The 7,241-nt window shown below is 57.9% G+C and carries 8 protein-coding genes and 1 pseudogene; 5 read left to right on the top strand and 4 right to left on the bottom strand.

The window, feature by feature from the left end; genetic code table 11:
• Positions 1-523: 523 nt before the first annotated feature.
• Positions 524-700 carry a hypothetical protein gene (locus tag EV130_RS32830; protein ID WP_165918606.1) on the bottom strand — a complete coding sequence of 59 codons (177 nt, stop codon included), beginning with the start codon at positions 698-700 and terminating at the stop codon, positions 524-526.
• Positions 701-805: 105 nt separating this feature from the next.
• Here EV130_RS32830 and EV130_RS33785 point away from each other — a divergent pair, with 105 nt between their 5' ends.
• Positions 806-943 carry a C-terminal helicase domain-containing protein gene (locus tag EV130_RS33785; protein ID WP_132662571.1) on the top strand — a complete coding sequence of 46 codons (138 nt, stop codon included), beginning with the start codon at positions 806-808 and terminating at the stop codon, positions 941-943.
• Between the two features lie 78 nt (positions 944-1,021).
• Here the strand turns inward: EV130_RS33785 and EV130_RS32120 are convergent, their stop codons facing one another.
• A complete protein-coding gene (locus EV130_RS32120; protein ID WP_132662570.1) occupies positions 1,022-1,828 on the bottom strand; it encodes a sulfite exporter TauE/SafE family protein in 807 nt (268 codons plus the stop codon).
• Between the two features lie 526 nt (positions 1,829-2,354).
• Between EV130_RS32120 and EV130_RS33780 the strand changes: the two genes are divergently transcribed.
• Entirely contained in the window at positions 2,355-2,804 is a 450-nt protein-coding gene (locus EV130_RS33780) for a helix-hairpin-helix domain-containing protein (protein WP_245520155.1), read from the top strand.
• 74 nt (positions 2,805-2,878) lie between these two features.
• Here EV130_RS33780 and EV130_RS32110 read toward each other — a convergent pair whose 3' ends face one another.
• Positions 2,879-3,388, bottom strand: a complete 510-nt coding sequence (locus EV130_RS32110) for a GNAT family N-acetyltransferase (protein WP_074064649.1) — start codon at positions 3,386-3,388, stop codon at positions 2,879-2,881.
• A gap of 190 nt (positions 3,389-3,578) precedes the next feature.
• On the opposite strand from EV130_RS32110, the gene EV130_RS32105 reads away from it, so the two are divergent.
• The 3 genes and pseudogenes from EV130_RS32105 (at position 3,579) to EV130_RS32095 (ending at position 6,116) form a co-directional block, all read left to right on the top strand.
• Complete coding sequence (locus EV130_RS32105) at positions 3,579-4,094, top strand: AAA family ATPase (protein WP_074064648.1); 516 nt, start codon at positions 3,579-3,581, stop codon at positions 4,092-4,094.
• A gap of 72 nt (positions 4,095-4,166) precedes the next feature.
• A pseudogene (locus tag EV130_RS32100) lies at positions 4,167-5,272 on the top strand (IS3 family transposase); the annotation flags it as partial.
• A 511-nt stretch (positions 5,273-5,783) separates the two neighbouring features.
• The gene (locus EV130_RS32095; protein WP_074064647.1) at positions 5,784-6,116 is read left to right on the top strand and encodes an ATPase inhibitor subunit zeta; all 333 of its coding nucleotides are present in this window, start codon (positions 5,784-5,786) and stop codon (positions 6,114-6,116) included.
• A 395-nt stretch (positions 6,117-6,511) separates the two neighbouring features.
• Here the strand turns inward: EV130_RS32095 and EV130_RS32090 are convergent, their stop codons facing one another.
• Entirely contained in the window at positions 6,512-6,775 is a 264-nt protein-coding gene (locus EV130_RS32090; RefSeq protein ID WP_132662569.1) for a hypothetical protein, read from the bottom strand.
• Positions 6,776-7,241 lie beyond the last annotated feature (466 nt).

Raw genomic sequence — 7,241 nt, 5'->3', positions numbered from 1 at the left:
TCGATCTGGGAGTAGGTGCGTGTCATGAGCATTCCTTGCGAGTGATAACCCATTGGTATCTATCGCAAGTCGCACTTCATCCTTGAACCCACCCCCGCTACAGCCCAAAGTCACATAATCTATGTTATGGAACCTGCGCGAGGACAGCCTTGGCCGTCGTCTGTGGTTTCAAGTTCTCGAGCGATCCCTTATGCCGCCTCCGGATGTCGTCGGGGATGTCGTGACCGCCCTTGAGGACACGTTGCTTGACGCGCTCAACGTTCGTCTCGACGGAATCCAGGGCGATGTAATAAAGGCCGACCTTGAAGCCGGCCGAGTTTCAATCATCTCCGCGATCTTGCGGAGAGCAATCTCGGAGGCGCGCCGTTCCTTTGATTTGCCGTCGTCGATTTCAGGGAGCGTCTTCGCGATCTCGTCGGCATTGATCCAGACACCTTCGAGCTTCAGCTTAGCAAAGGCGGATGATTTGCCGGAGCCTTTCGGCCCTGCGAGGATGATGCACGACAGTTCCGGCATAGAGCGATTACTGCCTCATGGCAGCGGGAACGCGCTCTTCCTGCTCGTGTTCGGCTCGATCCTTGGCTTCGTTTTCGAGATCCTTGGCAGAGATCGGCAGCCCGAGACGGCGGCTCTCGGCAAGAGCTTCCCGCCCGATCTGCTTCAAGGCTTCCTTGTTCTCGCGATATTTCTGCAAGAGCATCGTCGATCTCCTATTACTGGTTAGCAGGAAGATCAAGCGTGAGTGGGGACCGCTCTTCAACGAAGAAAACGCCGGGACGACGGCATCCTTCACCGCGGCTAGGCGATCAGCGTCCACAAGGCTCAGGGGTCGGCCTTCCGGAGGCTGATCGTGCCGCTCGTCGGCTCGAAGCTTCTCGACCGGACCCTGCTCTATACGGCGATCACCAGAGCCATCGATTCGTCATCGTCGGCGATCCGGTAGTTCTGCGTCGGACGATAGACGAACCGCCTGTAGCCCTTGAACGAACCAACTCCATGGTCTTTGCGGGCCTGTGATCGGTCACTTATGCCGCCAGACCTTCCAAGCCGACACCAGCAGGATTGCGGCAAGGAGCGGTAAAAGCAGTCCGTTCGGAACGATCGACAGCAGGAGCCCACCAATGAATGTGCCGACTATCGAGCCTGCCGCCATCGACAGCAGGAACACCTTGTTGCGGCCGAGGACTGAAAAGCTCTGGTCACGGCTGTAGCGGGTGAGTCCGACGAGCATGGTCGGGAGGCTGACCGCCAGCGAAAGACTGCCCGCCAGTTTGATGTCCGCGCCAAACAGAAGGACGAGGGTCGGTATCAGTAGCTCGCCCCCGGCAACGCCGAGCAACGAGGCTACGACGCCGATGATGAAACCAGCTACGATCCCCGCAACAAGCTGCGCCGTCCCCTGAAGAAGCGGCTGTTCTGCCTTCGTGTCGTGTCCGAGCAGGAGCACCATCGCGATGACGACCAGAAGAATGCTGATCACTTTGTAAAGCGTGTCCGACCGAAGCTTCACTGCCCAGCCAGCCCCGAACCATGCGCCAAGCAGGCTCCCTGCCAGGAGGTTGACGACGATAGTCCAGTGCTCTGCGATGGAGCCGAACGGAACGGTCGAAGCTCGGAACGGAAGAGCCGAAGCCACTACAACAAGGCTCATCGCCTTGTTCATGATGACGGCCTCCAGCGGGGCGATATTGAAAAAGCCGATCAGGAGCGGCAGCCGGAACTCTGCGCCGCCGAGACCGATAAGCCCGCCAAGCGTCCCGATCACGGCCCCTCCTCCGAAGGATGCTGGAGGGCTATGAGGCGCCATTCGAGCGGCAGGTTCGGACATCGAGAATCCCTTGGGAGCGTTATAGCCAGCCGAACCTATCGGGCAACGCTTCGCACGTCGACTAGAGATTTGGCCGCCCGCCGCTCGCCGCGCTCAAAAAGCAACAACGGCATGGTCCGAGCGTAGCAACAATGTTACCAAGTGTAGTGAAACAGGGTGACTTCAACAGCAACAAACCGGGTCGAAAACGCGTTGCAACACCCTTCCGGAGGATTTGCGGCCGCCTCCACTGCATCGTAAGGAAATCTCGCCACTCACTCACCGAGCTACAATGCCGAAACCGCACTCTTTGGAAACTCCACGAGCGGTTTTGTTTCTGCTTTTTGAGTTTAACCGCGGTTCACGCGAGCCGGTTCGAAGACCACGTCATCATCGGCCGCGACGAGACAGCAGCTCCGTCACGCCTCGTTCCTTCGAAAAGGTCACCGCGCGATCCGGCCGTGGGCGAGACGTGGCGTGTGACGGGCTCCGTCCAGCTTCATCCCGAATACGGACCGCAGCTCAATGCCAAGGGGGCCCTGCCCTAATGACCAAGGGGCGGGCGACCATCCGAAATCTTGCCACTGGCAAACGCTTCGTCGGTATCGGCTGGGAAACGGCGGAGAAGGTCTGGGAGCGCTTCGGCGAGACCATGTACGACATCATTCGGGATCGCGATCTGAAGGCGCTGGCCGACATGGTCGGCGCGGATCGGGCTATCGCTATCGCTGACGGGGGCGACCCCTCTACGATGACATTGCTGGAGCCGTGGAAGGACGTGGACGCGAGAGCGCTTCGCCTGGGCATCGCCCTCGACGATCCGAGGCGGCTGATGGCCGCCGTCGAGGAGGCGTTGGCCATCCGCTTCCGGGCAGGGCACATGGCCTCCCCTTCCCCTGGACCGTTCTCCAGTGGGCGAAGTCGATCTTATCAAGGAGATGATCGCTTCAGCTCCAGCGAGTCTTGCGAGAAATACGGCTCTTCGCTTCTCATTTGAATCAGCCAGCGCCGCCCCTGGGACATGACCAGCATGGGCAAGACGGCCCAGTTCGGCTTTAAGTCCCAATCCCTCTAAATCGGTCGGTCGAACGAAAGTAGCAGACTTTCCACCCCGCCCTCGATGACGTCTCGACACGGTAGAAACCCTGCGGACAGCGAACCACGAATGGCTATCATGTTCTCTTTAGCGTGACAGATGAAGCATTTGCTGTCTTGAGGAAAAATGGAAGGAACCACGTTCAGCACATAGGAGCGAAGCATAGCCTTCCCCAAGCCCCTTCCTATAAAACGCTCGTCACCTATAAATAGGTCGACCGCTATGCCGTCGTGCTCGCCTATATCAGACGCGAAATCGGGATAGTTGCGAAGCAAATAGCACTGCAACGTTCCAAAAGGCTCACCATTATAGCAGGCTATATGGCAATGGATGGGATGGCTCGGTCTCAGGCGCTCAGAATACTTCCCCTGAACTTCCTCGATCGTTATTGGCGTCTTCTGGTAGTGAGCACGCATATGAGAGCTATTCAACCATCCACACAACATCGGAAAATCTGCTTCGGTCAGTGATCTGAAATCAATCATCTGGGGCTTTACCTTTGGGTCGTGACCAGCAGGCGTTATTTTGCTCGGGCATCCCTACCCGCGTAAAGTACCGAAATCTGTTGTGGTCGGAGTGACCGCCTCGGGCAACATTGCTCGCCATGGAATTTGTAAACATAACATCGAAATCGTGAACACCTGATCGAGGCACCAGGAAGGAGAAGGACGCACCATGCCCGTCGCTATCTTGATTGGAGCTTCTGGGTCGGGCAAGACCACGATTGCTCAGGCCATCTCGGAACGCTTCCGTGACAATGTCGAAGTTCTCTTCTTCGACCGGATAGGCGTGCCTGCCTTCGAGGACATGGTGAGAGAATATGGGTCGAGTGATGCGTGGCAGCGGGCCAAGACCATTGAATGGATGAGCGTGCTGGCCAAGATTGCCGAGACTGGACGGAAGGTGGTCTTCGAAGGCCAGACTCGCCTTACATTCGTAGCTGAAGGGGCAGCGGCGGCAGGTTGGTCCGATTACATCCCAATCCTCGTTGATTGCGATGATGAGACAAGAGCGAGGCGGCTGATCATCGACCGTCAGCAGCCCGAACTCGCCAATTCCGAGACGATGAGTTGGGCGAATTATCTCAGAAGAGAAGCGAAAGCGAGTGGGTGCGATATTCTTGACACCTCCACAGTGTCGCTGGACCAAGCCGTCTCTTACGTCATTGCGCGTGCCTCCCCACGCTTATGACTGATAGCCGAGGGCTACCGTGAAAACGCGTGCGAGGGCTTGTTCTCCGTGACCTTGCCCCGTTGAAATAACGGCATGGAGGTGTCTGAAGCCAAGCGGCTGAAGACGCTGGAGGACGAGAATAGCAGGCTGAAGCGGCTTCTGGCGGATGCGATGCTCGATAATGCCGCTTTGAAGGACCTTTTGGGAAAGAAGTGGTGACGCCCGCAGCCCAGCGGAACGCTGTCGCGCATCTGATGAGCCAACATGGGATGAGCGAACGGCGGGCGTGTAAAGCCAGCGGCTTTTGCCGGATGACGGTCCGTTATGAGACGAGGCGCGACGATGATCATGATCTTCGCGAGCGCATGAAAACGTTGGCACATGAACGCCGTCGCTTCGGCTATCGACGCATTCATGTGCTGCTCAGGCGCGAGGGGCGGCTTGTGAACCACAAGAAGCTCTTCCGGCTCTATCGGGAGGAGAAGCTCACCGTGCGCAAGCGCGGCGGCCGGAAGCGAGCAATAGGCACACGAGCACCGATGCTGATCCCGCTTGCCGCCAATGATCGTTGGTCGCTCGACTTCGTGTCGGATCAACTCACCGATGGACGCAGGTTCCGGATTCTGACGGTCGTCGACGATTGCACGAGGGAATGCCTGGGCCTCGTCGCCGATACATCGCTTTCCGGTCTGCGCGTTGCCCGTGAGCTGGATCGGATCATCGAGGAGCGCGGCAAACCCAGGATGATTGTCAGCGACAACGGCAGCGAGTTCACCAGCAACGCGATCCTGCAATGGACGGACCGAGCCAAGGTGGATTGGCACTACATCGCGCCGGGCAAACCGATCCAGAACGCCTTCATTGAAAGCTTCAATGGGCGGCTGCGAGACGAGTTCTTGAATGAAACCCTCTTCTCGTCACTGGCCCATGCTCGATCAGCGCTTTCAAACTGGCGCAGCGATTACAACGATTACCGACCGCATTCCGGCCTCGGCTGGCTGACACCTGCCGAGTTCGCTCAGACCATCGACCCGCGCCGTGATGCGGTGCTGCGCAGCCGAAATGGCTCCGCACCGCAACCCGCCGCTACCACCACAAATACAGCAACCAAAAACCGCCGGAGCGAACTCAAAACTGGACAAAGCTTGGGGGCAAGGTCATCCGCAATCGGTCAGACGCAACGCAACATCGCGTAGGTCTTCGTAACACCACCGCTCGTGTTGCGTTCCAATGTGCGATGAAAAGCAACAAACGCGGCGAAATGTAATGTGCAACGCCTCTGCGCACGTCCCCGCCCCCGCGAACTCATGCCAAGCATAGAATTTTGGTTACTCACTCACCCCGCTACAGAGCCGACCCGCATTCTTTGGAACTTATGGAACTCGGGATACGGCATCGGGCTTGGACAGCAGCAGCCGCCTCCGGTGGCAGACAAGAGCGAGTGGCCATCCGTCGGGCCGCCAAACACCGGCCCCTTATGGTTGGCGCCGTCAGTAACATAATAAGCCCTGAGCTCATTTGGGAACGGCGAGGCCTCTCACAGCGTTTTCAGAAGGTCGGGTTCGCCATCAACGCGCCTTGCTTCTCGAGCACATCGCCGCCTCAGATCGGAGGTTACAGCATGATGCACAGCAAAGTCCTGTTTCGGCCCGGCCGCACTCGACGCCCACGGCCATTTGCGCCGCGGCAGGGAAAAGGAGTTTTCGCATGACATCCTTGGACGATAGAAGACGGGCGCTTGAAGAAACATACATTCTCGACTTTGAGCGGTCGCTAAAAGTTCGTGCCCGGCGGAACCGCCTGCTGGCGGAGTGGGTTGCCGCTGAAATCGGCCGCAACGACGTCGACGCGTATGTGAACGAGGTTATGACAATAGCGATCGCTTCGCCGGAAGACACGGGTCTGATTCAGAAGATCCGCGCCGACTTCAGCGCAGCCGGCCGGGTTGCCGATGAAGCACTTATTCGCGAGAAGATGCACGAGCTGATGTACACGGCTGCCGAAGCCTTGGAGAGCGAGCAGGCAAGGCAAGGCTATTAGCGGACGACAGACGGGACCATAGCATCCCATGTGAGCAAAGCGCCCCCGCCTTTATCGCAGCTCTCGGTCACCTCCTGGAGGCGCCGGCTTTAGGTTCGGCGACGGCGTAAGTGCGTGCCGATGTCCGGACAAGCAGACCGCCTCCGTCGCTCGCTTACTTCTTTGATCTACCCTCTGCCTTGGGTCGATCCGCTTGGCGGTGTGGTGTTCATAGGCAATATCCCCCTCGATCATGTTCTGCCTGGAGCACGCCCCAGGGTTCCTCAATGCCTCGGGCGACCAATCCCGGATCATCAATGAGGCCGAAGATCCGTCGCCTTTGGTTGCTGGAGGTGCTTGGCCGAAGTCACAGCATTTCTTTCTGCCCATGAGGAAGTTCCCGCTGGGCGTTATGATCAGTGACGGGCCACGAACTTACTAAACCGGCTTGTCTGACCAGACTCTGTCTTTTCCTGATAAAGGAAAGCGAGCTTGTTTTGATCGAAGATACGGAAGAACTCGTCCCAGGAAATTTCCTCCAACGCTTCTTCGGGTTCTCCAAAATCAATGCGTAGAATACCTCCCGGCTTCTTATCCTTTACCCGTGCCGGATGGCCTTTGCGGGCCTCCACCCACTTGCGGATCTCGTCATGATTCGTCGTCGTGTTCGAAGCGCTCATGAAAACCTCCGTCTGCGTTTGAGAATGTTGAACTAACCGCCGCCGGCATGGATTGTTCCCGGAACTTCTCGCAGCCCTTTGGCACCTTGGCCAACTGATCGAGTGTGACGACACAGCAGTTTCCTCTGCAGGCATCGGGCAGTCACAACATGGTTCCTGCCGCTTTGAAAACATAGAGGACATTCGCGTTTCCGCGCTTTCGCTGGGAGCTGCCAGGACAGGACGTTTGCGTCGCGAGTGTCCGAGGCCGAGCAATTGCGTTTCATGATTGCAAGGCCGATTTCTGATGGCCGCATGCCGCATTCCGCCGACTAGCTGCTTTCGGCATCGTCCCGGTCCGAAAGTCATCCTATCTGGATAAAATCCGTTGGCGCCCTTATGCGACCTGCCTTGCGAGCGCGCATCGTGACCAGAGGGAATGGAGTGCTGCGACCAGTTGTTCGATGTCGGCATCGGAATGCAGCGG

Origin of the sequence: Rhizobium azibense, assembly GCF_004342325.1 — a bacterium.
Taxonomy (GTDB): Bacteria; Pseudomonadota; Alphaproteobacteria; order Rhizobiales; family Rhizobiaceae; genus Rhizobium; species Rhizobium etli_B.
This window is presented reverse-complemented; position numbering and strand designations above follow the sequence as displayed.

Excerpts from the sequence above, each read along its gene's own strand:
- EV130_RS33780 (WP_245520155.1), top strand. The coding sequence starts at position 2,355 with ATGACCAAGGGGCGGGCGACCATCCGAAATCTTGCCACTGGCAAACGC.
- EV130_RS32830 (WP_165918606.1), bottom strand. The coding sequence starts at position 700 with ATGCTCTTGCAGAAATATCGCGAGAACAAGGAAGCCTTGAAGCAGATC.
- EV130_RS32110 (WP_074064649.1), bottom strand. The coding sequence starts at position 3,388 with ATGATTGATTTCAGATCACTGACCGAAGCAGATTTTCCGATGTTGTGT.
- EV130_RS32090 (WP_132662569.1), bottom strand. The coding sequence starts at position 6,775 with ATGAGCGCTTCGAACACGACGACGAATCATGACGAGATCCGCAAGTGG.
- EV130_RS32095 (WP_074064647.1), top strand. The coding sequence starts at position 5,784 with ATGACATCCTTGGACGATAGAAGACGGGCGCTTGAAGAAACATACATT.
- EV130_RS32105 (WP_074064648.1), top strand. The coding sequence starts at position 3,579 with ATGCCCGTCGCTATCTTGATTGGAGCTTCTGGGTCGGGCAAGACCACG.
- EV130_RS32120 (WP_132662570.1), bottom strand. The coding sequence starts at position 1,828 with ATGTCCGAACCTGCCGCTCGAATGGCGCCTCATAGCCCTCCAGCATCC.